This is a genomic window from Kitasatospora sp. NPDC093558 (assembly GCF_040683475.1).
Lineage (GTDB): Bacteria > Actinomycetota > Actinomycetes > Streptomycetales > Streptomycetaceae > Kitasatospora.
In genome coordinates this window covers 1-1153 of record NZ_JBFBDY010001314.1, presented here as the reverse complement: position 1 = coordinate 1153, position 1153 = coordinate 1, and the positions used below count along the sequence as shown (strand labels likewise).

Annotated in this window: 1 protein-coding gene; it reads right to left on the bottom strand. The window is 78.1% G+C overall.

Annotated elements, in window-relative coordinates:
- On the bottom strand, nt 1–1153 hold a 1153-nt coding region (locus AB0O00_RS40620), incomplete at both ends, for an acyltransferase domain-containing protein (RefSeq protein WP_363659683.1).

Genomic DNA, 1153 nt, shown 5'->3' with positions numbered 1-1153 from the left:
GTGGTGACGGCCCGCCGGATCCCGGCGTGCTGCTCGGCGACCGGCGCGGGCGCCCGACCCGGGCGGCCCGCGAGGGCCTCCCAGTCCACGTCCGCACCGGCCTCGAAGAGTTGGGCCACGGCGTCGAGCAGGGCGGCGCGGGCGTCCTGGTCGCGCCGCATCGTCGGCACGACCTCGCAGCCGTCGCCGAGCGTCTCGCGGATCGAGGGCTGCAGCGTCGGGTGCGCGCCGACCTCGACGAACGTGCGGTAACCCGCCGCCGCGAGGGCGCGCACGGCCTGGACGAAGCGCACCGGCTCGCGCAGGTTCGCCCCCCAGTAGGCGGCGTCCAGCGCGGCGGGGTCGGCGAAGTCGCCGGTGACGGTCGAGACGAGCGCGCTGCTCCCCGTCGAGGGCGTCACGTCGTGGAACCGTGCGGTCAGTTCGTCGCGCAGCGGCTCCAGGTAGCGGCTGTGGAAGGCGACGGTGCCGGGCAGCACCCGGGCGAACACGCCCTCGCCCGCCAGCTCGTCGACGATCGCGCGCACCTCGGCCTCCCGGCCCGCGATCAGCGTGGAGCTCGGCCCGTTCCACGCGGCGACGTCGGTGCCCGGGCCGAGCCGCTCCAGCAGCCCGGCGACCTCCTCGGCGGGCTGGCCGAGCAGCGCGGTCAGGCCGGTGCCCACGGCGTCGCGCATCAGCGCGCCGCGGGCGGCGGCCAGCCGCAGGCCGGTGCCGAGGTCGAGCACACCGGCCACCACCGCGGCCGACAGCTCGCCGAGGCTGTGGCCCACGCACGCGGACCACGTGACGCCCCAGTGCGCGAGCACCCGGGCGACCGTCACCTGGAGCGCGACCAGCACGGGCTGGAGCACCGCCGGATCGGCGAGCCGCTCGGCGGCCTCCGAAGCGGCGCCGCAAGCGGCCTGCGCGTCGCCGAAGGCCTCCAGCAGGGACCAGCCGGCCGCCTCCCGCAGGACGCGGTCGCAGTCGGCCAGCACCTCGCCCGCGACCGGGTCGGCCGCGAGCAGTCCGGCCACCATCGCCGGCCACTGGTTGCCCTGGCCGGAGAAGACCAGGGCGACCGGGCCGGTGCCGGGGGCCGGTGCGGGCGGGTCCTGCCGGAGTCCGGCCGCCCACTGGCGGACCTGCTCCGGGGAGTCCGCCCGCACCG